This window comes from Vibrio sp. S234-5 (assembly GCF_000960595.1).
Taxonomy (GTDB): domain Bacteria; phylum Pseudomonadota; class Gammaproteobacteria; order Enterobacterales; family Vibrionaceae; genus Vibrio.
The window spans coordinates 34,544-59,921 of the sequence record NZ_JZAM01000222.1; the positions used below are offsets into that span (position 1 = coordinate 34,544).

Annotated in this window: 24 protein-coding genes; 16 read left to right on the top strand and 8 right to left on the bottom strand. The window is 48.7% G+C overall.

The annotated features are described in order from the left end of the window. Positions 1–64 precede the first annotated feature (64 nt). Genes UF06_RS13335 through UF06_RS13350 form a run of 4 tightly spaced genes read left to right on the top strand, consistent with a single transcriptional unit; the run spans position 65 to position 2,770 of the window. Positions 65–550 (top strand): MotA/TolQ/ExbB proton channel family protein, encoded by a 486-nt coding sequence (locus UF06_RS13335; protein ID WP_082069706.1) that lies wholly within the window; start codon positions 65–67, stop codon positions 548–550. Further along, positions 547–951, top strand: a complete 405-nt coding sequence (locus tag UF06_RS13340) for a biopolymer transporter ExbD (RefSeq protein ID WP_039427422.1) — start codon at positions 547–549, stop codon at positions 949–951. Before UF06_RS13335 ends, UF06_RS13340 begins: the two co-directional genes overlap by 4 nt. Next, the gene (locus UF06_RS13345) at positions 951–1,583 is read left to right on the top strand and encodes a TonB family protein (RefSeq protein WP_045570884.1); all 633 of its coding nucleotides are present in this window, start codon (positions 951–953) and stop codon (positions 1,581–1,583) included. Before UF06_RS13340 ends, UF06_RS13345 begins: the two co-directional genes overlap by 1 nt. Positions 1,584–1,585: 2 nt before the next feature. Further along, entirely contained in the window at positions 1,586–2,770 is a 1,185-nt protein-coding gene (locus UF06_RS13350; protein ID WP_045570919.1) for a ferrichrome ABC transporter substrate-binding protein, read from the top strand. Between the two features lie 91 nt (positions 2,771–2,861). On the opposite strand, the gene UF06_RS13355 is transcribed toward UF06_RS13350, so the two are convergent. Next, positions 2,862–4,190: an anaerobic C4-dicarboxylate transporter gene (locus UF06_RS13355; protein ID WP_039442740.1), complete on the bottom strand. Its 1,329-nt coding sequence runs from the start codon at positions 4,188–4,190 to the stop codon at positions 2,862–2,864. 497 nt (positions 4,191–4,687) lie between these two features. On the opposite strand from UF06_RS13355, the gene UF06_RS13360 reads away from it, so the two are divergent. Next, positions 4,688–6,307 (top strand): methyl-accepting chemotaxis protein, encoded by a 1,620-nt coding sequence (locus UF06_RS13360; protein WP_045570885.1) that lies wholly within the window; start codon positions 4,688–4,690, stop codon positions 6,305–6,307. A 45-nt stretch (positions 6,308–6,352) separates the two neighbouring features. Here the strand turns inward: UF06_RS13360 and UF06_RS13365 are convergent, their stop codons facing one another. Beyond that, positions 6,353–6,565 carry a DUF2986 domain-containing protein gene (locus UF06_RS13365; RefSeq protein WP_045570886.1) on the bottom strand — a complete coding sequence of 71 codons (213 nt, stop codon included), beginning with the start codon at positions 6,563–6,565 and terminating at the stop codon, positions 6,353–6,355. 135 nt (positions 6,566–6,700) lie between these two features. On the opposite strand from UF06_RS13365, the gene UF06_RS13370 reads away from it, so the two are divergent. After that, entirely contained in the window at positions 6,701–7,108 is a 408-nt protein-coding gene (locus UF06_RS13370) for a nitrous oxide-stimulated promoter family protein (RefSeq protein WP_045570887.1), read from the top strand. Here the strand turns inward: UF06_RS13370 and UF06_RS13375 are convergent. Next, on the bottom strand, positions 7,086–8,471 hold the full coding sequence (locus tag UF06_RS13375; RefSeq protein WP_045570888.1) for an MATE family efflux transporter: 1,386 nt from the start codon (positions 8,469–8,471) through the stop codon (positions 7,086–7,088). The genes UF06_RS13370 and UF06_RS13375 overlap by 23 nt on opposite strands. Positions 8,472–8,523: 52 nt before the next feature. Here UF06_RS13375 and UF06_RS13380 point away from each other — a divergent pair, with 52 nt between their 5' ends. After that, positions 8,524–9,414, top strand: a complete 891-nt coding sequence (locus UF06_RS13380) for an AraC family transcriptional regulator (protein ID WP_045570889.1) — start codon at positions 8,524–8,526, stop codon at positions 9,412–9,414. Positions 9,415–9,434: 20 nt separating this feature from the next. Here UF06_RS13380 and UF06_RS13385 read toward each other — a convergent pair whose 3' ends face one another. Further along, positions 9,435–10,625, bottom strand: a complete 1,191-nt coding sequence (locus UF06_RS13385; RefSeq protein WP_045570890.1) for an MFS transporter — start codon at positions 10,623–10,625, stop codon at positions 9,435–9,437. A gap of 161 nt (positions 10,626–10,786) precedes the next feature. Continuing rightward, positions 10,787–11,221: a thioredoxin TrxC gene (gene trxC, locus UF06_RS13390; protein WP_045570891.1), complete on the bottom strand. Its 435-nt coding sequence runs from the start codon at positions 11,219–11,221 to the stop codon at positions 10,787–10,789. 163 nt (positions 11,222–11,384) lie between these two features. Between trxC and UF06_RS13395 the strand changes: the two genes are divergently transcribed. Continuing rightward, entirely contained in the window at positions 11,385–12,476 is a 1,092-nt protein-coding gene (locus UF06_RS13395) for a ketoacyl-ACP synthase III (protein WP_039436194.1), read from the top strand. 87 nt (positions 12,477–12,563) lie between these two features. On the opposite strand, the gene UF06_RS13400 is transcribed toward UF06_RS13395, so the two are convergent. Together UF06_RS13400 and UF06_RS13405 are read right to left on the bottom strand one after the other, a co-directional pair. Further along, on the bottom strand, positions 12,564–14,267 hold the full coding sequence (locus UF06_RS13400; RefSeq protein WP_045570892.1) for an FAD-dependent oxidoreductase: 1,704 nt from the start codon (positions 14,265–14,267) through the stop codon (positions 12,564–12,566). Positions 14,268–14,337: 70 nt separating this feature from the next. Next, complete coding sequence (locus tag UF06_RS13405; protein WP_039427445.1) at positions 14,338–14,523, bottom strand: DUF2892 domain-containing protein; 186 nt, start codon at positions 14,521–14,523, stop codon at positions 14,338–14,340. A gap of 150 nt (positions 14,524–14,673) precedes the next feature. On the opposite strand from UF06_RS13405, the gene UF06_RS13410 reads away from it, so the two are divergent. The 5 genes from UF06_RS13410 (at position 14,674) to UF06_RS13430 (ending at position 20,100) form a co-directional block, all read left to right on the top strand. Then, complete coding sequence (locus UF06_RS13410) at positions 14,674–14,985, top strand: metalloregulator ArsR/SmtB family transcription factor (protein WP_039442730.1); 312 nt, start codon at positions 14,674–14,676, stop codon at positions 14,983–14,985. Positions 14,986–14,998: 13 nt separating this feature from the next. Further along, on the top strand, positions 14,999–15,424 hold the full coding sequence (locus UF06_RS13415) for a YeeE/YedE thiosulfate transporter family protein (protein ID WP_045570893.1): 426 nt from the start codon (positions 14,999–15,001) through the stop codon (positions 15,422–15,424). 19 nt (positions 15,425–15,443) lie between these two features. Next, complete coding sequence (locus UF06_RS13420) at positions 15,444–15,902, top strand: YeeE/YedE family protein (protein WP_045570894.1); 459 nt, start codon at positions 15,444–15,446, stop codon at positions 15,900–15,902. A 102-nt stretch (positions 15,903–16,004) separates the two neighbouring features. After that, on the top strand, positions 16,005–16,946 hold the full coding sequence (locus UF06_RS13425; protein WP_226972493.1) for an efflux RND transporter periplasmic adaptor subunit: 942 nt from the start codon (positions 16,005–16,007) through the stop codon (positions 16,944–16,946). A gap of 1 nt (position 16,947) precedes the next feature. Further along, the gene (locus tag UF06_RS13430) at positions 16,948–20,100 is read left to right on the top strand and encodes an efflux RND transporter permease subunit (RefSeq protein WP_045570896.1); all 3,153 of its coding nucleotides are present in this window, start codon (positions 16,948–16,950) and stop codon (positions 20,098–20,100) included. A 42-nt stretch (positions 20,101–20,142) separates the two neighbouring features. On the opposite strand, the gene UF06_RS13435 is transcribed toward UF06_RS13430, so the two are convergent. After that, on the bottom strand, positions 20,143–21,000 hold the full coding sequence (locus UF06_RS13435) for an endonuclease/exonuclease/phosphatase family protein (protein WP_226972492.1): 858 nt from the start codon (positions 20,998–21,000) through the stop codon (positions 20,143–20,145). 343 nt (positions 21,001–21,343) lie between these two features. On the opposite strand from UF06_RS13435, the gene nrdD reads away from it, so the two are divergent. From nrdD to UF06_RS13450, 3 genes are all read left to right on the top strand, one after another. Beyond that, positions 21,344–23,464: an anaerobic ribonucleoside-triphosphate reductase gene (nrdD, locus tag UF06_RS13440; RefSeq protein WP_045570898.1), complete on the top strand. Its 2,121-nt coding sequence runs from the start codon at positions 21,344–21,346 to the stop codon at positions 23,462–23,464. A 63-nt stretch (positions 23,465–23,527) separates the two neighbouring features. After that, a complete protein-coding gene (nrdG, locus tag UF06_RS13445; RefSeq protein WP_045570920.1) occupies positions 23,528–23,995 on the top strand; it encodes an anaerobic ribonucleoside-triphosphate reductase-activating protein in 468 nt (155 codons plus the stop codon). 192 nt (positions 23,996–24,187) lie between these two features. Continuing rightward, positions 24,188–25,375 carry an amino acid aminotransferase gene (locus tag UF06_RS13450; RefSeq protein ID WP_045570899.1) on the top strand — a complete coding sequence of 396 codons (1,188 nt, stop codon included), beginning with the start codon at positions 24,188–24,190 and terminating at the stop codon, positions 25,373–25,375. Positions 25,376–25,378 lie beyond the last annotated feature (3 nt).

Below are 25,378 nucleotides of genomic sequence, written 5' to 3' on the forward strand. Positions count from 1 at the left end.
CGTTTCGCAACTGTTGCCTGAGCTGTTGACGTCCAGCCAATGGTGGGCGTCTTTGCAGACCTTTATGGAACAGGGTGGACAGATTTTATGGTGGCTCGCGGCGGTCGCGGCAGTTTTCTGGCTGCTCGCGGTAGAGAAAATTATCTACCTGAGCCGCGAGTTTCCCGTGTATTGCACGCAAACCGCGCAGCAGTGGCAAGTGCGGCAAGATAGGCAGTCGTGGTTTGCCTTGTCGGTGCGTGAAGCGTGGATGGCGCAAGCGCATCAGCGTCTGTTTCGTCATTTAAGCCTGCTAAAAGTGCTGGTGGCTATTTGTCCCATGCTTGGGTTGCTCGGTACGGTAACGGGCATGATTTCGGTTTTCGAAGTGATGGCAACCCAAGGCAGCAGCAACCCCAAATTAATGGCGTCAGGTATTTCGCTGGCGACGCTGCCGACGATGGTCGGCATGGTGGTGGCACTGGTCGGCATGTTTGTTCATGCCCGCTTGTATAAAGCGTGTCAGAACCGAGAACTGAAATTAGAAAGAATGTTAAGGAGTCAGTCGTGAGACTAGGTAAACGTCAGGCAAAGTCGGATGAAGCGCAGATCGATTTGACCTCAATGCTGGACATCGTTTTCATCATGCTGATCTTCTTTATTGTCACCAGTTCGTTTGTGCGTGAATCCGGTGTGGAAGTGAATCGTCCACAGGCCTCCAATGTCAGTGCGCAGAAAGATGCGGGTATTTTCATCGCCGTCACGGCAGCCAATGATATCTATATCGATAAACGAATTGTCGATGTTGAGCGCGTTCAAGCCAGTATCGAACGCTTATTGCTCGATCAACCGGATGCCTCATTGGTGGTACAAGCCGACGAATATGCTTACAACGGTACTGTGGTGAAAGTGATGGATGCGGCGAAAGCGGCAGGGGTGAAAAACATCGCGCTGGCGGCGGAGAAACGCTGATGTTGAGACTATTGCTATCGCTTCCTGTGTCATTGGCGATGGTGTTTGCCCTGTTTTCCGTCATGGCATGGATGGTGAATCTGGGCAAATTAAACGGAGTAACGCCATCTGCACCTGTCAGCTTTAACATGGTGATGTTTGAAGCGCAAAGCGAAGTGGCACGACGTCAACGTGCAGTGCCACCACCGCCGGACGTACCGCCTCCGCCTCAGCCCGAAGTAATGAAGGTCTCCCAAACGCCAATGACAACGACGTCGGCTCAGGTTGAGATGCCTAATGTTGATATGTCTTTTAGTGTCAATGGCTTAGCAATTTCCGTTCCTTCGGTCGGTATTCCGGGTAACAGCGTGGCAAATAATCATCAGCAGTTGACCCCACTGAGCCGAGTGGATGCGGTGTATCCCGCAAAAGCGAAGAAGAGAGGCATTGAAGGCTATGTGTTGCTGAGATTTGATATTGATGAAACGGGCAGGCCACAAAACATCGAAGTGGTGGAAGCTCAGCCAGCTCGATTTTTTGAACGAAGTGCCGTTGATGCGGTAAAGCGTTGGCGTTACCAGCCACAAATCATCGATGGCGCCGCGCAACCCATTCTCGGATATAGCACCCGGATAGAGTTTAAAATGCAATGAAGATGCAAAAGACGACGATCACCTTACTAATGAGCTGCCTGCTGTTGACCAAGGTATCAGCCGCGGCACCGAACTCGGACATCTCACCTTACGCCCTGCGTTACATGCAGCAGGCGCAAACCTTGTCTGCCAAAGAGCAAAACCAGCAGGCGATCGAGCATTTGTTGACCGCTGAAGTGTCAAGGCCGGGCGATGTGGCAGCCATCTCGCGCATGCTGGGCATCTTATATTGGCAATCGGAGCAAGCTGAACATTCGGTGATTGCTTTGGAAAAAGCGCTCAACGCGCAAGGTTTGGCCGACGATGAGCAGTGGCGTACTAGGCGTATGCTGTCGTCAATCTACCTAACGCTGGGTCAATTTCGTCAAGCTTTGCCGCACCTCGAACTGCTCACGCAATCCATTCCCGAGGGAGAAAACGCAGCCGAAGTGTGGCTGCATCTGGCGCAAGCACACTACAGCCTAGAGCAGTGGCGTGAGACGTTGCTCGCGCTTGAGAAACAGCGCAAACTCGACCCTAAACCCAGTGTGGCGGTGCTCTCAATCGCTCTTGGCGCTCATGCCCAGCTTGAGCAATGGTCGCAGGTGGTGGACAACGCCAAACAGCTGATTGCCTTGCAACCGGAGAAAAAAATCTGGTGGATGCAAGCCTATAGTGGCTATCTGAATTTGCGTCAGCAAAAAGCGGCGTTGGATATCTTGACCCTCGCGCAGCTTAAAGGCATTGCCTTACTCGATTCTGAACGCAAGTCGTTGGCATATCTGTATGCGAGCCAAGGGATTTATGAAAAAGCTGCAGTGACATTGTCACAACTTGAGCAGGCTGACAGCGATCTCGAACTGATTCGTTTACAAGCGCAATATTGGCAAGCAGCAAAAGAGTGGCAGAAATCGCTGCATTTCTGGCATAAAGCGGCAGAGATTGAGAGTAAATACCATTGGGAAGTCGCGGTGCTGCAAAACCAGCTACAGAAATATCAACAGGTGATCGCGTCACTGGATCAAATGGAAAATCAGCAGCGCTTCTATGATGCACAGTTGCTTAAAGTGAACGCGCTGTATCGCCTCAACCGCTTAGAAGCCGCACTTGCGTTAGCGAAAAAAGCTGATGCGATCAAATCGTCGACACAAACGCAAAGTTGGGTACGTTTTTTGTCACACAAGAAAAGTGAGACGCCCGAAGTTTAAGGCATGGGGTAAAACTCAACCTCAGTGCCATAGAAAAAAAGAGCGGATATCACTTCAGGCATGATATCCGCTCTTTGTCGTTATGGGTTAGTTAGCCAATAATGATTTGGCCCAGCAAGTAGCCGAGACAGCAGGCACCGATGACACCAATTAAACCAACCGCCATAAAGGAGTGGTTGAAATACCATTTGCCAATCTTAGTCGTGCCTGTGTTATCAAAGTTTACGGTCGCAATGTCTGAAGGGTAATTTGGAATAAAGAAGTAACCGTACAGCGCTGGCATTAAACCAATCAGTAGTGCGGGTTCAAGCCCTAAGCCAAGGCCAACAGGCAACATCATACGGGCAACCGCGGCTTGTGAGTTCACCACCACCGAGACAATGAACAGCGCCAAAGCGAAGGTCCATGGGTAGTTGTTCACCATCTCAACGATGCCGGATTTAAACTGAGGCATTGCGTACTGAAAGTAGGTATCTGACATCCACGCAATACCGAAAATCGCAATCGCTGCCACCATACCCGATTTAAATACCACGCCATTGGGCACGCTACGCGGATCCGTTTTGGTCGCCAGCAAAATGATACCGCCGAAGCACAGCATCATCATCTGAATGACCACCGCCATGCTGATCGGTTTGCTCCCTTCAGCGATAATGCGAATTTCTGGCACCATGGCAATGAGCACAATGGTAAAGATGGAAGCGATAAACAGCAGGACAGAGTTTCTCGCGGCGGCTGGTAGATGCTCATCCAACGAGGTTGCGGTGGTGTTAAGGATTTTTTCGCGCCATACAGGATCTTTCAAACGTTCTTGATATTCCGGATCGTCGTCCAGCTCTTTACCGCGTTTTAGGCTGTAAAGAGACATCAATAAAGTGCCGAACAGTGTCGCAGGAACGGTGACCAAAAGGATAGAAAGCAAAGTGATTTCGTGGTTAATGTCGGCAAGTTGCGCTAAGTAGTAAACCACCGCCGCAGAAATGGGCGAAGCGGTAATCGCAATTTGCGATGCGACTGAAGCCGCTGCCATCGGACGCTCAGGGCGAATGCCATTTTTTAGAGCGACGTCGCCGATGATGGGCATGATGGAGTAAACCGCGTGGCCAGTACCTAGCATGAACGTCATCGCGTAAGTGACAAAAGGGGCAATCAAGGTTACCCGTTTTGGGTTTTTACGCAGCATGCGCTCAGCCACTTGCAGCATGTATTTCAATCCGCCGGCCGCTTCAAGAATCGAGGCACAGGTGACAACGGCAAGAATGATCAGCATGACCGTCACGGGTGGGGACGTGGGTGGCATTTTGAACACAAACACTTCGATAACCAAGCCGATCCCAGACACGACACCAAGACCGATACCGCCATAGCGGGAGCCGATGTAAAGCATCAGCAAAAGGAACAGGAACTCCAAATACAACATGATATTTGTCCTTATTAGTAAAATTAGTAGGGATATTTTCTCTTGATATCGCTAAAAAATAGTAAACCGGCTTCACATAACCACTGAGCGTTGAAACCGATGTTGATTTCTCGGTAGTGACTCACGAAATTCCAGCCATTCGTGACGGTGAAGTAAGGAGATTGTTAAGTCTTAATTGTGTGGATACACAGATAACGTTAACACTGGCGAAAAACTGAGCGTGAGATCACTTGGCAAAATATGATACAAGATTGTAAACGAACCGATTAGATTGGGAATAAAGTGCCAAAGGTATCACTATAAAAAATCATATAGAGAGCCTCTCACATGGCATTTTGCATTCGCAAACGTGATAAATGCTGTCATTCTGAAACCCACACGTAACAAATGGTTAAAATCGTGATATGCATCCTTTGACTATTCGCTGAAACGAGTAATGATCCTCTTTCAATAAAAAATACGACTCAGTTGGCTTTATAATTAAAACGGATACTCAGATGAAACTCAGTAACTTATCGGTAAAGTACAAACTTCTCTCGCTCGTGATTCTTTCCGTTGCTCTCATTGTGGTGACGTGCATTTATAACTTGAATGAGCAACGTAAATCCTCCATGGCTGAACGCGAAAGTAAGCTTAAAGCTCAGGTGGAAACCGCGTTGAATTTGGTCAGTTACTATTATGATCTGCAAGGAGAAATCGGTGAGCAAGAAGCCCAGTCTCGCGCTATCCAAGCGATCAACAAATTGCGTTATGACGGTGATAACTACTTCTGGATCACCACGCCGCAGCTCACGATTGTCACTCATCCGGTTAAGCCTGAGTTAAACGGGCAAAACGCCTCTGGCTTTAAAGATGGCGCTGGCAAATTCCATTGGCAGGAAATGGCGTCGATAACAGCGCAAAACGGGGGCGGCTTCCTCGATTACCAATGGAAAAGCCCTAATGGCAAATTGAAAGACAAGATTTCCTACGTTGAGCTGTTCAAGGGTTGGGGATGGATTGTTGGCTCTGGCATCTTGGTTGCGGACATTCAAGAATCTTTCTTCGCGGCGGCGCTTAAAGAGGCGTTTGTTGCGTTAATTATGGCGGCCATGTTACTGGCGATGGGTTACGTTATCTCAAGCAACATTGTCTTACCGCTCAATCGTTTAATTGATAATACCAACAAAATTGCCGATGGCGATTTACGTGTGCGTTTAAATACGCAGCGCAAAGATGAGCTGGGAGTAATGAGTCGTGAGATAGACCGTATGTTGGAGAAACTGCAGTTTACTTTGATGGCGGCACATGAAGCGGCAGAACAATCCGCCAATATGGCGCAAAGCATAGCTCAGGCAAGTGAAGAAGCTGCGACCAGTGTCGGGACGCAGCATTCGCAACTGGAATTACTCTCAACCGCAATGACGGAGATGAGCACCACCATCGCCGATGTTGCGAGCAACGCAGAGAATACCGCGCACAGTACCCAGTTGGTTACGCATCATGCAGAGCAAAGCGGCAAAGCGATGGAGAAGACCGCGCAAACCGTTTCGCACGTGTCACAAGATATTTCCGCTGCCGACCAGTTGGTGGCAGAGCTCAAAGCGGGCGTACAGGAGATCAGCGCAGTGGTGAGCGTGATTCGCGAGGTTTCAGAGCAAACCAACTTACTGGCACTTAATGCAGCAATTGAGGCGGCTCGTGCTGGTGAACAAGGGCGTGGTTTTGCGGTTGTGGCGGACGAAGTCCGCAATTTGGCCTCACGTACTCAGCAATCCACCAATGAAGTACAGCAGACGATCGATTCGTTAACTGAGCGCACCGAGCGCACGGTGCAAGCGATGCAGCGCAGTAATGCCAAAGTCGAGGAAAGTGTCGCTATTTCGTTGGACACCCAAAAGCAGTTAGCCGATATGGTGACTGAGCTGGTGAAATCGAACGATATGGTGGCGCAGATTGCGGCGGCATCTGAGCAGCAAGGTTTAGTCGCCAATGAAATGACGGAAAACGTCACTAGCATTCATCTGGCTGCCAACGAAGTGATGCAGGCTTCACAGATGCTGGCTGAAGAGAGCCAAGCCATGGCGGCTTCGGCCGAGATCCTGAATGACCAGTTGAAATATTTTAAAGTTTCGTAGCTCCACTTGCTTATAAACAGAAAACCGCTCAACTGAGCGGTTTTTTTATTGTGAGTCGCTTTGCGCGTCCGTCTGAGTCTCTACAGATTCTGCTTGAGGCAGATTTTCCAGCGCTTGCGCTTCGAGCGCTTGTTCAGCTTCCATTTTGGCTCGGTCTGCTTTGGAAATATAACGCGGCTTATTGCTCTTATGCATTTTTGCATTCTGCTTCTTCATTCTGGCGTTATAGATTTGATTAATTTTCTTTTTGCGGTTCATTGGTTGACTCCCAGTTGAGGTGGCGCAGGATAATCATTTGCTCACAAAAGTACAAGTGACTTTGATTTAGTTAAAAGCGCGGCTCTGTTTTGTGGGTATAGTGACTCATCAAAAGAAATGACATTGACCACAAAGATGAAACAGCCACCTTCACCCTCGCTTTTATTAACAGGCTCACTCGCCACTGAATTTAAGACCGTCTCCTATATGGTCGCGATCTACTGTCAGGTGCATCATCAAAGTGAGCGTGTTTTGTGTCAATCGTGTCAGGCTTTGTTGGATTATGCCGAAACCCGTTTAGACCGGTGCCCATACGGGCAAGCAAAACCGGCGTGTAATCGCTGCCCGATCCATTGTTACAAGCCGGAGCCGAAAGCGCAGATGCGCGATGTGATGCGTTATGGTGGGCCAAGGATGCTGATCGCTCATCCGATTCTGGCGATTCGCCATCTGTGGAGTGAGAGAAAAGCGGTGCCAGCGAAACCAGCACCGGAGAGTTCTAATCGTCATCAAAGAATGGCTAAGAAGTCGTCACCACAGTGAGGTTCTTAATCCAGTATTTCTGTGTGTAGCGGCGATAACATAGGCCCAATTTAACCACTTCTTCAGCGAGCATTAGCGCATAAACGTATTTAAACTCCCAGCCAGCAATAAAAGCGGCCATCGCACACACGGGCAAGCCTGTCATCCACATGGCGATAAAGTCCATCCGCAGGCAGAAAATGTTGTCGCCTCCTGCACGAATAATACCGTTGATGATGATCATGTTGAGCATTCTTATCCAAATGCCGCAGCAAAGAATCATTACCGCTGGCGACGCCAATGGATGCAATTCCTCGCTTGCTAGGTTAAGTGCAGATAAGATCAGTTCACGGTTAGCAAGCATTAGAGCGCCGACGGAAATACCAACCAGAAAAACGACTTTGATAAAGTAAGCAGCCATGGCCTGCGCTTTCTCAAACTCATCTCGGCCGAGGGCTTGACCAATCAAGACCGAGCACGCGACAGAAATACCAAAGAAAATCGCGTAACAGAGTGACTCAAATGGGCCAAGCATACTAAACACCGCCAGTTCTGTGGTACCCATATGGCCGAAAATCATTTGATAAACCATGGTGCCAATCGCCCACAAAACCGCGCCTAGCGTGGTTGGGAGTGCCAATCGGCGGTACGAAAGCCGCAACGAAGGGCGTTCAGGCGAGGCGTTGGTGGTCAGCAACCAATGCGATTTCCATCGCATGAAACCAAGCATTAATCCGACTTGCACCGCACGAGAGATGGTCGTCGCCAGCGCCGCACCAGCCACCCCCATTGCCGGGACGCCGAAGCCGCCTTTGATCAACCAATAGTTCAGCGCGATGTTAATCACGATGGTAACGGCCCCCATCGCCAGAGGTGTGACGGTGTCACCCGATGAACGCATGCTTGCTTCAATTACGATCACTATGTGGGTCAGCAATAGTACGGGAAAGGCGTACCACAAGTATACAGAGCCCAGTTCAATAACCCGTTGGTCACTGGTTTGCAGCATTATGATCAGGTGTGAGCCAAGCGTGATCAAAAGCGTCACGGGCAAAAGCACTTTGAGGCCAAAGCCCATAGCAATCATCGAGACCGTTTTGGCGCTGCGGGCGTCTTGTTTACCCCAATATTGTGCCACTAGGGTACCGTTTGCTGAAGCGAGTCCGGCCATGATCATGATGGCAACAAAGTGCCATTTTGAGGCAATTCCCACAGCGGCGGTTGCTTCTTTGCCAAAGTCGCTTACCATGAGAACGTCCGCCAACGCTAAAATCGCCACCAGTGCGCTTTGTATCGCAACGGGAAAACCGAGCTTGGCAATGGTCTTTAATAGCCCGCCAGGTAAAGGATTGCTAGGCAATTCTTTGATATATTGTTGGTTCATGTTTGCTCCTTTGTTTGGAGCGGAACTATAAAGGGGATCACTTGAGGTGAACATGTTTGAAAATTCGGAAAACCTGTGCAAATCCGTCATTGAACAATTTGTGCCTAAAAACGAATGGGTCGACGAAGTCTACCTTGCGCCTGAGTGTAAGGAGCGATTTCTCACCTTAACGGAGATCCCAGAATGGCGTGGTGCTGACATTTTTATGGCGGGCATCGCGAAACTCAAGCAAGGTTATTCGGTTGAGCGCTATGGCGTGGCGGTGCATACTTTGCTGTTCACTATGGCCGGTGCTGGCGTATTGATCACCAAAGATAAGGTGAGTGCGATTCCACCGTATTCATTAACCATTCTTCCTGCGCATACCCCGTTTCGTTTTGAACTTGATCCAAACAGCAAATTTTGGGAAATGATCTGGCTGTTACCACAGCCAAGTGAAAAATGGCAGCACATTGCCCAAATGGGGCAAAGCGTGGTGAATTTTCGAGAAACAGAGCAGGTGTGGTCGCTGATGTGCTTGCTCTATGCCGAAATCGGCGGAAGAGGCAGTTTTCGCCGCATGTTGATCAGCGAAGTGGTGCGCCTACTTTCCACGGTCGAGCCTGGGGTTTCCGGCTCACTGTCGCGGGTTCAGGCGTTGTTTAACGAAGTGGAAAGTCAGTTGCATCTGCCTTGGAGTGTGGCAGAAATGGCCGCACATTGTTATATCAGTGAAGAGCAGTTTAACCGCCTGACGAAACAGCTATTTGGTGTTACGCCACGCAGCAAACTGATCCAACTGCGCATGGATAAAGCGGCGGATTTACTACGTTACAAAGAGTGGACCATCAGCATGATCTCGCACCGGCTCGGCTACCGTGACCCGTACAATTTTACCCACCGATTTAAAAAATATTTTGGTGTTTCGCCGACACGCTATCGCAAAAACTTGGCAGACAGTTAAGCCCCAACTGGGGCTTAATGTTAAGGGAGAGCAACGCTTTTGCGCGTTTTTATCGCCGCGAGCAGCATGTAGATTGTGGTTGGTACCAACATGGCAAACAGATAACCCAGCAAGCCATGTGGCTTGTGCATAAACACGCCAGCTAAAGCGGGGCCAATCACCGAGCCTACGCTGTAGCTAAAAAGCATGACTTGAGTGGCTGAGACGATAAATTTACTATCGAGCTGTTCACAACCCAATGTGATGGCGATCGGATAGAGAGCAAAGACGGCCATACCCAGCAAAAATAGCGCCATCGCTAACACAGGTAAGGAGTCGGAGACGAACGTCATGCCGATGGCGAAAACGCCCGCCAAACAGTAAAACGCCATCAGCAAAGATTTGCCTGTCCATTTACCCAACGCCGTCACGGTAGGCTGCACCACCATGCCACCTAAAATCACCAGCGCCATCAAACTGCCGATACTGCTCTGTTCGACGTTGCGGTTGGCTAACTCAAGCGGCATCAATCCATAAATCGCGCCAAGCGTCAGCCCTGAGACAACGCAACCGATAATCGCCGCATGACTAAGACGAGCCATCTGCTTGAGCGACAGGCTCTCAGCCGAGTGGCTGTCTGGCTGCGACGTGCGAAAGCAAAGAAGTGACATGATCGCAATCACTAACGTGGCGCAGATCAAGACAAAAGGCGTCGAGCCCGAAATACCAAAAGCGCTTATCCCGATTTGACCAAACGCAGTGCCGCCGTAGAGTGAAATCATGTAAAAGCTAAGCCGCTTGGCACGAGAGTGCTCATCACCATCCAATAGCCAAGATTCCACCACCACAAACACGCCTGCTACGGCAATGCCGGCAACAAAACGTGCCCCCAGCCAAATATGGCTGTTAGGCAGCAGAGGTAACGTCACGATACTTACGATAAAAACCAGCAAGCACAAAATAAAGGCGTTCTTGTGGCCGATGCGTTGTACCACAGGTTCAAAAAACATCGAGCCCAATAACAAACCGGCATAAAACGCACTGGCTAACCAACTGGCCAACGAGACGGGCAGTTGGTATTGCTCCGTCACTAACGGGATCAGACTCATCAGGTAGCCAGACGCAACCGAGTAGAGCGTCAGCGCCAAAATAGGGACGAAAATAGATGAAGGCAGTGTGGTTTCGCGGGTGTCGGCCAAAGTCAGATTCTCCGGATAAGAAGAGAGGTTCATAGCTTGTTGGCGCGACTATGCGGCGAAATCTTATGTGAGTAAAATCACAAATATTTGTCGATACGACATGAAAAGCTGATTTTCGAGGTTATGGTCGAAAATCGTCGACTTGCCGCCTTTGATCAGAATAAATCCGGGTCAAACCTACCCGGATTGGTCAATTATTTGTTGATGGCTTGATTTAGCCATTGTTCAAACTGGCTTTTTGGCAGGGCGCCATTGAGCATATCAACCCGTTGTCCTTTCTTAAATACCATGATGGTTGGAATACTGCGGATTTGAAACTGAGCGGCGAGCGCCTGTTGGGCTTCTGTATCGATTTTCACAAAGCGTACCTGATGTTTACGCTCATGCGCCACATCGGCAAAGATAGGCGCAAAGCCAACGCAAGGATTACACCAAGGTGCCCAAAAGTCGACCACCACAGGAAGATCGCTGTTTAGAATTGCGTTAAAGTTGTCCGCGGTCCCTTCAATCGGCGCGCCATCAAGCAGCGCCGCTTTGCATTTACCGCAGCTAGGTTGCTCAGAAACACGTTCCACGGGTAAACGGTTTAGGCCGCCGCAAGCTGGGCAGCGTGAATGGAAGGTCGACATGTTTTTCATTCCCTCTTAGTGATTTTCATACAACAGACGATAAAAGAGTCATTACCACATCAAGCTCGTCGACGAGGTTTTAAACTGGACTTACCAGACAACCTCAGAAAGCGTATACTTGCTTAATCTACTTAATTTAAAAACAACAATAAATAGGTCTAAGATGACAAATTATTACGCCGAAATTACGGGTTGGGGAAAATGCCTGCCTCCCGCTACCTTGTCAAATGATGATCTGAGTACGTTTCTTGAAACGTCGGACGAATGGATTCGCACCCGCACCGGGATTGCCAATCGTCGTATCAGCCATGTAAATACCTCGGAATTGGCCACCGTTGCTGCTCGCCATGCGCTTGCGCGTGCAGGGCTTGATGCTGCGGATATTGATCTGATTATTGTTGCTACCTGTTCACCTGATTCGCTTATTCCCAATATTGCTTCGTTGGTTCAAAGAAATTTGGGTATCGAAGCGGCGGCAGCGTTTGACTTGAATGCCGCTTGTACGGGCTTTGTTTATGGGCTAGAAACGGGCACACGCTTAATTCAATCTGGCGCTTATCGCCACGCACTCATCATTGGAGCAGAGCGTCTCTCTTTCTATATCGATTGGGCGATGCGCGACACCGCTGTGCTGTTTGGTGACGGTGCGGGCGCGGTGGTTTTATCAAGAACGGAGCACGCGGTTGGTCTGCAAAGTGCGAAAATCGGCTGTGATGCCAATGGCCGCGACATTCTCTCTGTGCCGAAATTTGGCACTTCCATGGATCGTTTCGCCGCAGATAACGGCTTTTGGGCGTTCAACTTCGTTGGTAAAGAGATCTTCAAACGAGCAGTGAAGGGCATGAGTAGCGCCGCTGCACACGTACTAGCCACGGCTGAGATGAGTAAAGACGATATTGACGTGGTGATTCCACACCAAGCGAATATCCGTATTATCCAGACTTTGTGTGATCTCGCGGGGATTGAGCAGAAAAAAGCGTTCATTAATATCGATAAATATGGCAACACCTCGGCGGCTACGGTGCCGATCGCGCTGTGTGAGGCGGTAGAGCAGGGGCATATTAAAGCGGGCGACAACATTTTGCTCGCTGCGTTTGGCGCAGGCCTAACGTGGGGCGCAGGACTGATCAAATGGGGTGAGCGTGTCGACCCTATCGCTCAAAGTGATGCTGCACTTCCACCATGTGATCAAAGCGCTCTTGAGCTGTTAAAAAATGCGATTGAGCTTTGCCACAGCCGAGAATCACGAAGCTAAAAACTATGATTGAAAAACAATGATTAAAAAAACGAGGGAGCTTATGGCTCCCTCGTTTTTATCTGCGTTGTAGCACAAATTTAGCTTTTACTGCTGAGCAAATAAGTAAGTACGGTAGCCACCAATCAGGTTGCGGGCTTTAAAACCGTTGTTGACCAGTTGACGATACGCGACGTTACCACGCAGACCAACCTGACAATAGATGATGATCTCTTTGTCTTTTGGCAGCTCGTGCATACGCTGGCGCAGTTGGTCAACGGGAATGTTTACGTCGCCAGGCAAGTGATTGCCGTTGTCACGTTCGCCAGGATTGCGCACATCCAGTAGGAGTTGCTGATCATTTAGCTCAGTTAACTGGTCGAAATGAATCGGTGTCGAATCCCCTTTCATGATATTTGCCGCAACAAAGGCTGCTTGGTTAATCACATCTTTGGCACTGCCGAAAGGAGGAGCGTAGGTCAGCTCTAAGTGTTGGAGATCGAACACTGTCATACCCGCACGCTGAGCGACGGCCATCACGTCAATCCGTTTATCTACGCCATCTTTACCAACGGCTTGCGCGCCGAAAATTTTGCCTGTTTGTGGGTCAAATAGCAGCTTAAATGAGACTATCTCTGCACCGGGGTAGTAGCTCGCATGGCTAGCAGTGTGCACGTACACTTTTTCATAAGTGACACCGTCGCGTTTTAGCTGTTTCTCATTTTTGCCTGTTGACGCTACGGCTAAGTCAAAAACCTTACAAATCGCGGTTCCTTGAGTGCCTTGATAACGTTCGCTGCGACCAAGCATGTTGTCCGCTGCCATACGGCCTTGACGGTTGGCAGGGCCAGCTAGGGGAACCAAGGTTTGTTTGCCTGTGACAAAATCTTGCTCTTCAACCGCGTCGCCGACTGCATAGATAAACGGATCACTGGTTTGCATAAATTCGTTGGTGCGAATACCACCAAGCTCACCAATCTCAAGTTCGGCCTCGCGTGCAAGTTTGGTTTCTGGGCGCACCCCAATCGCCATAATCAACACATCGGTACGTAAAGTTTCGCCGTTATTGAGTGAAAGCGTTAGCTCACCTTGCATATGGCGATGTGCTTCGTTTTCACCAGACTCGACACTGACAATGTGTTCTGTCGGGTGATACTCAACCGCTTCTAGAGCCACGCCCAAGCGTAAGTCGATGCCCTTTTGTCGGATTTCAGCATGAACGAAACCTGCCATCTCTTTGTCAACCGGCGTCATCACTTGATCGGCCATCTCAATCAATGTGGTTTCTATTCCCAACTGATGAAACGCTTCCATCATCTCCAGACCGATGAATCCGCCGCCAATTACGGTCGCGTGTTCTGGTTTGTTCATCTGAATGGTTTTGATGATGCGATCCATATCTGGAATATTACGCAGTGAGTGGGTGAGTGGGTTGTCTATGCCCGGGATAGGCGGAACGACAGGACCAGCCCCGGGACTGAGTAAGAGAAAGTCGTAGCTTTCTTGATACTCAGAGCCGTCGAGTAAATTTTTCACGCTGACGGTTTTTTCTTCGCGATTGATGGAAAGAACTTCATTCATCACTCGCACATCGACATTAAAGCGGGCTAAGAAACTTTCTGGTGTTTGCAACAGTAATTTACTGCGATCAGTGATGTCACCACCAATGTGGTAAGGTAAACCACAGTTGGCAAATGAGACAAATTCGCCGCGCTCAAACATGATGATTTGTGCGTCTTCGCTGAGACGGCGTGCACGCGCTGCTGCTGAGGCGCCACCTGCGACACCACCAATGATCACGATTTTTGTCATGTAATTAAAACCTCATTATTTTGACGGCACACAATAGCAGTGCGTTTGCATAGCTATTGCGGCCACATCGTCATTTAAAGCCAAGTTTTTTGAGAAATAGGGCTGCCGGACAAAATCCAGTGAATGCACTTTGGATTAAGTTGACGCCGACAAATACGGTTAACCATACAAAATTAGTATGCACATAGGTTGTGAGCAAGAGCGATAATAAAACCATGCTGCCTGCAATGATACGAACTCCGTTATCTACCGTCATGATGTCACCTCCACGTGATTGATGGTGTTACTCTAATCTCTAATATTAGATATGTCTAATAAAAATTAACCTAATTTCAAATTATCTAAATTAGAATTGACTAAATATGGTAATTCAGTAAACTCTAAATCATGTACTTAGGAGGTGGCTATGCGTCGTGAAGATTCAATTAATCTAGAGCAAATGCGCGGTAGTGCACATGAGGTTTCTGAATTGCTTAAGGTGATGGCTCATCCTGAACGTTTAATGGTGTTGTGCCAGTTGACGAGTGGTGAAGTTGGCGTAGGTCAATTGCAGCAGAGCTCAACATTGAGTCAGTCAGCTTTCTCACAGCATCTCACTTTGTTGAGAAAGCACGGTTTAGTTAAAGCAAGAAAAGAGTCACAACAGGTTTTCTACTCTTTGGCAGATGTGCGTGTGGCACAGTTAATCAGTAATTTACAGAATGTTTTTTGTTCATAATTGAGAGGATTATATGGCGTTTGTTGTACCCTGGGAGTCGTTGTCTGGAGGCATTTTACTTGGGCTATCAGCATTAATCATGCTAGTGCTTAATGGGAAAATCGCTGGCATCAGCGGGATTTTAACCGGGTTATTAACCCCCAAATCACGCGACTTTGCTTGGCGTTTAATGTTTGTTGTCGGCATGATCGCCGGAGGTGTCGCTGCGGTGACTTTCGGTATGGCGCATATTCCAGTCGCTTCGTCTTTAGGCGGCTCCTCTCTCATGTTGGCGCTGGCGGGGTTAGTTGTGGGAGTCGGCACGCGATTAGGTAACGGGTGTACTAGCGGACATGGTATCTGTGGCATTGGCCGTTTATCAACGCGTTCAATGGTAGCGACAGGTATTTTTATGCTAGTCGCTGCGGTGACGGTGTTTATCAGACTTCATTTGATCTAATTTCCTAAGGCGTAACTCAATGAATAACTTTCTATTTCGATTTACTTCGTTAGTCGCAGGCGTTCTTTTTGGTTTGGGGATGGCTATTTCTGGGATGATTGATCCCGCTAAAGTGATTGGCTTTCTTGATGTGGCTGGGCAATGGGACCCCAGTTTGATGTTTGTGATGGGCGGTGCTCTCGCGGTGTTTATGCCCGGCTACTTTTTTATCGTTCGTCAGCAGAACAAGCCAGTCAACGCGCCAAGCTTTTGCTTATCGACACAAAAGAGAGTGGACGCAAGGCTGATTTCTGGTGCGGCACTGTTTGGTATTGGTTGGGGATTGGCGGGCATTTGTCCCGGACCAGCAGTGGCAAGCCTTGGATTGGGCAATACTCAAATCTGGATCTTTTTTGCTGCAATGATGGTCGGCTTAGGCACAACTAACTTGCTGATCTGTATTAGAAATGAGCGTCAAGTCAAAACAGAGCTGGCCTAGCTCGGCTAGAGTAACAGAAACAATCAGGGAGATTTGATTATGCAATGGTTGAAAAAATCTGCGTTGGCAGCCGCACTTTTGCTCACAACGAACAGCTCGGTAATGGCGGAAGTCTATACCGCGCAGCTCACTAAAGTCGATCAGACCATCGTGTTGGATGGTGTGGTTCAGCCTGTCAATCAAGGTACTGTCGCCGCGCAAACGTCAGGTACCGTGGTCGCCCTCAATGTGGATGTGAATGATTACGTTAAGCAAGGTAGTGTGCTATTGGAAATTAGTGCAGTACAACAATCGGCCGCGCTAGATGCAGCCAAGGCGCAATTGGCAAGCGCAGTTGCACAAAATAAAGAAGCGCAGGCACAAGTAAAGCGTTTTCGCCAATTGATGCCGAAAGGGGCGATTTCCCAAGATCAGATGGATGCAGCAGAAACGCGTGCTCGCAGTGCTGCTGCCGCAGTCAAATCGGCGGAGGCATCGGTTGCTCAGGCGAAAGAGTCTCTCGGTTACACCAGCGTGACGGCACCTTATGATGGTGTGGTTACCAAGCGTTATGTCGAACTTGGGGAAACCGTGGCCCCGGGCACACCACTGTTGAGCGGTTTCTCGATGGACGAGCTCAGAGTGGAAAGTGAGATCCCGCAGCACTATTACTCGTTGGTAAACAATGAAGCGCAGTTTACGGTTGACAATGGCGGTGGCGAGAAAGTCACTCCAACCGCCTACAATCTTTTCCGTTATGCAGAACCTAGCTCACACAGCCATACTATTCGCCTCAACTTACCGGAAAAACAACTTGGTTTTACCCCAGGTGCTTGGGTGAAAACGCGTTTTGTCTATGGGCAGAGAGAACTCCTTCTGGTACCTAAAACGGCCGTCATGCGTCGCGCTGAACTGAGCGTCGTCTACCGACTCACTAAAGACGATGAGGCAATCCTTAATCCGGTACGCCTAGGGCAAGAGTTTGAGGACAGCTATGAAGTGTTGTCTGGACTTGAAATTGGCGATCGTGTGGTAAGCAATTTGCTCAAAGTGAAAGGTGAATAATATGACTCAACGACTCGGTATTTCGGGTCGCATTGCTGCGGCCTTTCAAAACTCAGCAATGACCCCATTGCTGGCCTTAGTTGGCTTGTTGATGGGAATCTTCGCTGTTGTGGTTACCCCAAAAGAAGAGGAGCCCCAGATTGATGTCACTTTTGCCGATGTCTATATCCCGTTTCCCGGTGCGTCTCCGCAGGAAGTCGCCAGCTTAGTGACCACACCGGCAGAACAGGTTATCTCCGAGATTCAAGGTATCGACAAAATTTACTCCTTCTCTCAACCTGATGGTGCGATGATCGTGGCGATCTTTGAGGTTGGCGTGACGCGAAGCGATGCCGTGGTAAGGATTTACAACAAACTCTATTCCAACAAAGACTGGATGCCGCAAGGCGTTGGAGTCGGAGAACCCATCATCAAACCGCGTGGTATTGAAGATGTCCCCATCGTCACTATTACCTTATCAGATAAAGATGGCCACTATTCTGGGCAGCAGCTAACTCAAATTGCGCACGGGCTAGAAACCGAGCTAAAACGCATTGATGGCACACGTGACATATACACGGTGGGTGCGCATGCCACTATCGTGGATGTTAGGCTCGATCCGGTAAAAATGAATGCTTATGGTGTGACTATCAGCCAACTCAATCAAGCGCTTCCTTCTGCCAATCAACGTTCCACTACACTCAGTTTGACCCATGACAATCAACAGTTACCGCTACAGATTGGTGAGTTTCTAACCCAAGTTGATCAAGTCAAGCAGCTCGTGGTTGGTGTACAAAATGGATCGCCCGTCTACTTTGAAGACATCGCAGAGATCGCTTTGGGTGTCGATACACCCAAACACAACGTTTGGACCAGTGATAAGCATACTCTGTCGCCAGCCGTGACTTTGGCGATTGCCAAAAAGAGTGGGGAAAATGCGGTGAACGTCGCCAAAACGGTGGAGGCTCGCATTGATGTGCTGAAAAATCAGCTCATTCCCGCCGATATTGACGTGGCTATCACCCGTGACTATGGCAAAACCGCCGCCGATAAAAGTAACACCTTAATCGGTAAACTGGCGTTTGCCACCACGGCAGTCGTGTTACTGGTGCTGCTGACCATGGGCTGGCGAGAATCTTTGGTCGTTGGTATCGCAATCATTGTGACATTGATGATCACCTTGTTTGCCTCTTGGGCATGGGGCTTTACCTTAAACCGCGTCTCTCTGTTTGCGCTGATCTTCTCGATTGGTATCCTCGTGGACGATGCCATTGTTGTGGTGGAGAACATTCACCGTCACATGTCGATGGGCAAAAAGAAACTGTCGGAGTTGATCCCGGTTGCCGTTGATGAAGTCGGGGGGCCGACTATTTTAGCCACCTTGACAGTGATAGCGGCGCTGCTGCCGATGGCGTTCGTCTCTGGCTTAATGGGCCCGTACATGAGCCCAATTCCAATCAACGCCTCAATGGGGATGCTGATCTCCCTTGCGGTTGCTTTCGTGCTTTCCCCTTGGCTGGCGGGGAAAATGCTTAAAGCGGGCAAGCATGAAAATGAGCATCAAGCGGATTCGATTTTCCATAAACTCATGGCACCTTTTATTACGGCCGAGAAACAAGCGAGAAATCGACTTTTCCTCTTACTGGGCGTTTTAGGTTTGATAGCAGGATCGGTGGCCTTGCCAGTTATGCAAGCTGTGGTATTGAAAATGCTGCCTTTTGATAATAAATCTGAGTTTCAGGTGGTATTGGATATGCCTGAAGGCGCCTCTCTTGAACGCACGCAACGCGTACTGTTTGAATTAGGGCAAGAGCTTGCCAAAGTGCCGGAAGTAGAGAACTACCAAATTTATGTCGGTAATGCCGCGCCCATCAACTTTAACGGCCTAGTGCGCCACTATTTCCTGCGCAACCAAGCTAACCAAGGCGATATTCAAGTCAATCTGTTGGATCGCCGTGAACGGGATCGCGACAGCCACGAGATAGCCAGTGCTGTGCGCCCAGTGCTTAACCAAATCGCCAGCCAGTTTGGCGGGAAAGTGAAAGTTGTTGAAGTGCCGCCAGGGCCGCCAGTGTGGTCCCCAATTCTGGCAGAAGTATACGCACCAACCCCCGAGCTGCGAGCGCAAGCCGCTCGCCAAGTGCGAGACATTTTTAGAAACAGCGAAGATATTGTCGACGTGGACATGTATCTGCCTGAAATCCATCAGAAATGGCAAGTGAAGATCGATCGCAGCAAGGCCGCTCGTTTAATGGTGCCGTACAGTGAGATTGTCGACGTGTTGGCGACGACGGTTGGTGGTAAACCAATTACGTATCTACATACGGAACACAGTAAGTATCCTGTGCCTGTCATGATTCAAGCGCAGGAAGGGGCAAAAGTGCGTCTTGAGCAGCTGTTGAACCTCAAAGTAAGCAGCCAAAATGGCAATCACTACCCGCTAACGGAATTGGTTTCGATCACGCAAAGTCAGATGGAAGACTACATCGTGCATAAAAACCTTGTTCCGATGGTGATGGTCGTGGCTGATATGACGGGAGAGATCGACAGCCCGCTTTACGGCATGTTTAATCTCTCTGGCGAGCTCGACCAAGCGATGACGCTCGATCAGTACTACATCCACCAGCCAGATGGGTTGCAAGGCATTTCAATCATGTGGGATGGTGAATGGACCATTACTTATGAAACGTTCCGCGATATGGGAATTGCCTATGCAGTCGGAATGGTGTTGATCTACTTGTTGGTGGTCGCGCAGTTCAAATCCTATTTGGTGCCGTTGATCATCATGGCACCGATCCCGCTGACGATTATCGGTGTCATGCCCGGTCATGCCTTGCTGGGCGCGCAGTTTACCGCGACGTCGATGATCGGCATGATCGCCCTTGCCGGGATTATTGTGCGTAACTCCATTTTGCTGGTGGATTTTATTAACCAGCAAGTTGAACAAGGCGTTGAGTTCGCTGAAGCGGTGATTCAGTCTGCGGCGGTGCGGGCAAAACCGATTATGTTGACCGCGCTGGCCGCTATGATTGGGGCAGTCTTTATCCTCGACGACCCGATTTTCAACGGTTTAGCGATAAGTCTGATTTTCGGCATCTTCGTCTCAACCATCCTGACGTTGATTGTTATTCCAGTGCTTTATTTCACCTTTATGCGAAAACGCTTCAGCCATTAATTGGCTATGTCGACTAACTAGCGAGGCCCAACAGGGCCTCGTCTATTTTGGGTGGTTAAGAGTAAGCGTACTGCTCAACGGGCAATGGTCGCTAAGTTGAAAACGCAGTACATCAAGGCTATCAAAGCGCGTCTGTTTGGCTTCAGACGATGTCAGGGAATGGCTGACGAGTATGTGATCGATCAAAGATCGAAAACGGTGAGTTTTGCTCGGTTGCCTTTTCGAACGCACCTGACATAACGCTTCACTGTGCTGAGACGCCAAGCGAAATTGCCCAGAATCTGCCAAGATTTCATAGAGCCAATCGCCCGCATAGGCGAGGTTGTGGTTGAAGTCACCTAAAATCACATAGTGTTGTTTTTGCGCTTCTCTGCTCTTTATCCACTTTGCCAATTGTTTGCCTTGTCGTTTGAGTGTCTGGCAAGCTTCCGTCGTTTTAAATGCACCACTGCAACCCGCTTTCAGATGCACGTTTAGCAAGTGAATATCCGCATAAGGCGCCTGCTTAATAATTACGTACGCGGCAAATCGCAGTTTGCTATTGGCCTGAGTATCTAGAACAATCTCTTGTGGATCTTCAAAGGGAATCTCTTTTTTAATCGCGAAACCCGTGTATTGGTTGATGTCATCAAATTGATGGCGGCGAAAGGGAGGGCTAGCGCGATCAGAGAGCCGCACATGGTAATCGGCACCGACGATTTGTTGTATCGCTTTGATGTCGTTGACCTCTTGGAAAGCGAGAATATCGGCTTGGGTTTGCTGAAAATAGAATGCCATTTTCGCCACATCCTCTGCTTGTCGTTGGCTTTCAGCCATCTTCTTGGTTGGCACGCTGCTGAGCCACTGCATATTCCAGGTGGAAATATGCACTGTGCCTGCGGCGTGGGCTAAAACAGACAACGGTAACCCAAAATAAATCAAAAAAAGTATACTGAGTCGTTTCTTCATCACTATTATTCCCAAGTCATTCGGCAACCCTTTATCCTATAAGAGCTCAAAAAATTTCAAGCAGAAAAGAGCACATTTTTGCAATTTTCACGCTTTTCTTCCTAACTGAGACCGGTGCCAACAAGATCGATTTGATCTTAATCCATACCCCATTTTTGTTGATCAAAATCAATACCCAGGGCGGCGGCTTTTCGTTAAATACGCCACAACATATAGTGCCAGTCGGATAAAAAATAACCCTATATAGTGTGTTTGTGGATAACTCTGTGAGTATGCTAAGGGTAAGGAGAAGAAAGTGAAACCAATCGTAATCAAGCGTGATGGCTCTAGGGCTCCATTTAGCCGCGATCGTATTCAAGCTGCGGTAGAAGCGGCTGCCGAGCATGTGGATAAAGAAATCGCCATTTATGCCCTTAACGTTGCCTTAGCGGTTGAATTGCAGCTAAAAGATCACGACGAAGTTCACATTCACGAAATCCAAACCTTGGTTGAAAATGAACTGATGCAAGGCCCTTACAAGTCGCTTGCCAGAGCTTACATTGAGTACCGTCATGATCGTGATATTGCACGCGAAAAACAGAGTACGCTGACGCGAGAAATCGAAGGATTGATTGAAGAGAGCAATGTTGACCTCATTAATGAAAACGCCAACAAAGACGGTAAAGTCATCCCAACTCAGCGTGATTTGCTCGCAGGTATTGTCGCCAAGCACTATGCCAAAACGCATATTTTGCCAAGAGATGTCGTGCAGGCACACGAAGAGGGCGATATTCACTACCACGATTTAGACTACGCACCTTTTTTCCCTATGTTTAACTGCATGTTGATAGACTTGAAGGGCATGCTGACACACGGCTTTAAAATGGGAAACGCAGAAATTGACACGCCAAAGTCGATTTCCACCGCGACAGCAGTCACCGCGCAAATCATTGCTCAGGTTGCCAGCCATATTTACGGCGGAACCACAATTAACCGCATAGATGAAGTGCTTGAACCCTATGTGATGGCCAGCTATGAGAAACACCTCGACATCGCGCGTGAGTGGGATATCTATGAACCAGAAGGTTTTGCGCGCGCTCGTACCGAAAAAGAGTGCTACGACGCATTTCAATCCTTGGAATACGAAGTGAACACCTTACACACCGCCAACGGGCAAACGCCGTTTGTCACTTTTGGTTTTGGTCTTGGCACCAGTTGGGCATCGAAACTTATCCAGCGATCAATTTTGAAAAACCGTATCGCGGGTCTGGGCAAAAATCGCAAAACTGCCGTTTTTCCTAAATTGGTCTTTGCTATCAAAGATGGTCTCAACCATAAACCAGCAGATCCTAATTACGACATCAAACAACTGGCATTAGAATGTGCTTCTAAGCGCATGTACCCGGATATCCTTAACTACGACAAAGTGGTTGAAGTGACCGGTTCTTTCAAAACACCGATGGGATGTCGCAGCTTTTTAAGCACTTACGAAGAAAATGGCGAACTGGTCCATGAAGGGCGTAATAACCTCGGTGTGGTGAGCCTCAACTTGCCGCGCATTGCCCTCAAAGCCGCTGGTGATGAACAGCGTTTTTATCAATTGCTGGATGAGAAACTGAAGCTAGCCCGTCGCGCTTTAGAAACACGCATTAGCCGTTTAGAAAATGTTAAAGCGCGCGTTGCACCGATTCTTTACATGGAAGGGGCGTGTGGTGTGCGTTTGAAAGCTGACCAAGCGATTTCCGATATTTTCAAACACGGGCGAGCGTCTATTTCCCTTGGCTACATTGGCATCCATGAAACGATCAATGCCCTTTACCGTGATGGCACGCATGTTTATGACGACACGAGTCTGCGTGAAAAGGCGCTAGAGATTGTTAAACGCATGAAAGCGGCTGTGGATCTGTGGACAGAAGAGACTGGTTATGGATTTAGCCTCTATGGCACACCAAGTGAAAACCTGTGCAGCCGTTTCTGCCGAATTGACACCAAAGAGTTTGGCGTGATTGCAGGCGTGACCGACAAAGGTTACTACACCAATAGTTTTCATTTGGATGTAGAGAAAAAAGTCAACCCTTACGATAAGATCGATTTCGAAATGCCGTATCCGGAAATTTCCAGCGGCGGGTTTATCTGCTATGGCGAATTTCCAAACATGCAAAACAACGTTGAAGCGTTGGAAAACGTGTGGGATTACAGCTACAGCCGAGTGCCTTACTACGGCACCAATACGCCCATCGACGAGTGCTACGAGTGTGGTTACAACGGAGAATTTGACTGTACCAGCAAAGGGTTCACCTGCCCGAAATGTGGTAACCATGATTCCTCAAAAGTGTCAGTGACTCGCCGGGTGTGTGGTTATTTAGGCAGCCCAGACGCACGGCCGTTCAACTTCGGCAAGCAAGAAGAAGTGATTCGTCGAGTCAAGCATCTCTAGTTGTAAAAAAGGATAGGGAGTCAACTTTACATGAGTTGGCTCTGCCCTTTGAAAAGGTCAGTGATGAACTATCACCAATATTACCCGGTGGATGTTGTGAATGGACCGGGAACGCGCTGCACGCTGTTTGTTTCGGGCTGTGTCCATCAATGCCGTGGCTGCTACAATCAATCCACGCAGCGTTTAGATTCTGGATCGCCTTTTACCCAAGAGGCTGAGGACAGAATCATCGCCGATCTCAATGATACGCGGATAGCTCGACGCGGGTTATCGCTTTCGGGCGGCGATCCGCTTCATCCTGCCAACGTGGCCGATGTGTTGCACTTGGTAAAACGCGTTCGAGCGGAGTGTGAGGGCAAAGATATCTGGTTGTGGACAGGTTACTGCCTAGATGAACTCGATACCGCGCAACGCGAAGTCCTTGGCTATATCGATACCCTAATCGACGGTAAGTTTGAGCAAGACAAGGCAGACCCCAGCTTGAAATGGCGAGGCAGTACGAATCAAATCATTCATACCTTTACTCTGTGAAACAACGGTTGTACTAGCATAAAACTCTATCTGCGCTTTTTATGTTAATAAAATGTTGCTCGTTTTGGTTTTTTTCACTGAATTGATTGGCAAGGTAAAAATTTGCTTCGTCTTCACAATCCTTTGATGTTAAGTTTTATCTTCCTATCTGGATGACTTCCATCACTTGAATTTCAAAGGGTTGTGACTTTCATGTTTTCTCAATTACCAACACCAGCTTTAGATCCAATTCTTTCATTAACCGTCGCTTTTCGTAACGATCCTCGTAGCGAAAAAGTAGACCTTGGAATTGGTGTTTACAAAAATAGCCAAGGCGAAACGCCTATCATGCGTGCAGTCTCTCAGGCGCAGCATATCGTCGCTGATACACAAAAAACCAAATCTTATGTAGGCCTCGCTGGCTGTGAAGAGTTCAACCAATCGATGGTGGACCTATTGCTAAAAGGCACATCGGTACTGGATCGCGTGGCCGCAATTCAGACTCCTGGTGCGAGTGGTGCGCTACGTATGTTGGGCGATTTGATGAAAGTGGCTCAGCCAGATACCACGGTTTGGATTTCGAACCCAAGTTATGTCAACCACAAGCCTGTTATGGAAGCGGCGGGTCTCAAGGTCAAGTATTACCGCTACTTTAGTCCACTGACTAAGCAGGTCGATACCGAACTCATGCTGCAAGATTTGGCAGGGGCTGGTGTGAATGATGTCGTGCTGCTGCACGGTTGTTGTCACAACCCGACAGGTGCCGATATTGATTTTTCCGCTTGGCAAGCGATTACCGAACTGGCCGTGAAAAATGGTTTTACGCCGTTTGTCGATATCGCCTATCAAGGTTTTGGGGATGGTCTGGAAGAAGATGCGAAAGGTCTGCAATACATGGCCAATCAAGTCGAAGAGATGCTTATCACCACCTCCTGTTCGAAAAACTTTGGTTTATACCGTGAGCGTACTGGCGCTGCGATTGTCATTGGTCAAAGTGCACTAGCTGCACAAAATGCCAAGGGCAAACTCATGACTCTGGCTCGCGCCACGTACACCATGCCGCCAGATCACGGCGCCGCTTTGGTAAAAACTGTGCTGCAAGATCAAGCATTAACCACATTGTGGAAGCAAGAACTGAGTGAAATGCAGCAACGTTTGTTAAACCTTCGTCAAACCTTGTGTAATGAATTGAGAAATCAGCACAATACGTCACAATTCGACTTTATTGAAAGCCACAAGGGGATGTTTACTGTGCTAGGCTTTTCACCAGAGCAAATGGGAACGTTGCGTGAAGAATATGGAATTTATGGGGTGGGAGATGGGCGAATTAATATCGCTGGCCTGACAGAAAAGGACATTCCTTACGTAGCTGATGCGATAGTTAAAGTCTCACAACGTTAAATC